The following is an 804-nucleotide window of genomic DNA, read 5'->3' on the forward strand; positions in this document are numbered from 1 at the left end:
CTGCCGCGCGGCGAGCACCGCGACCTGCAGCGCTACCACTCGGTGCAGCAACTGCTGCCGGCGATCTACGGCGTCGGCCGGCACGGCGTGCCGCGCTCGGCACCGCCGCAGGCGCGGGCGCGCGCGCAGCAGCTGCAGACCTACCTGCTGATGATGGAGCAGGTGATCGCGCAAGGCCTGGCCCAGGTGCAGCACCTGCGCGAGCTGTTCTCGGTGAACGGCGGCTCGGCCCGGACGCTGTGGTCGCAGATGATCGGGCCCGACAGCGTGCCGGGCGTCGAGCGGCTGCTGCTCGCCCCGGCGGCGCAGATCGAGCAGGCGGTGTACCCGCCGTTCGACCGCTCGGCGCGGCGCAAGAGCCGGGCGCTGGACCACCTGCTGGCGCTGCACGGCGAGACGTACATGCAGAACTCGCTGCGCCCGTTCTTCGGCCACCACTCGCCGCAGGAGCTGGAATCGCTACTGCTGGAGAACAAGGCGGCCTACCTCAGCGACATCGTGCGGCTGACGCGCGACCGCGCCGGCGGCTTCGATCCGGGTCGCCCGGCGTGGGGCACGCCTGACAACTGCAGCGGCCTGCAGCGCCGCGCCTCGCTGCTGCTGGGCCTGCGCCTCGGCCACCCGCGTTCGCTGGTGCAGGCGCTGCGCCAGCAGAAGCTCGTGCTGGTGCCGCAGCCGCTGCCGCAGCATGCGGCGCTGCAGGTGTCGCCGCAGCGCGCGCAGGCCGCGACCGCCGCCGGCCAGCCGCTGCGCCCGGCCACGCGGCCCGAGCTGCAGGCCGACCTGCAGCGCATGGCGGTGCTG

At 74.5% G+C, this 804-nt stretch carries 1 protein-coding gene; it reads left to right on the plus strand.

Features of this window, described 5'->3' with window-relative positions:
- The coding region (locus tag AC1D12_RS34500) for a hypothetical protein (RefSeq protein ID WP_477845551.1) at positions 1-804 on the plus strand (804 nt) is incomplete at both ends.

Source organism: Rhizobacter sp. P1_G5 (genome assembly GCF_056405435.1).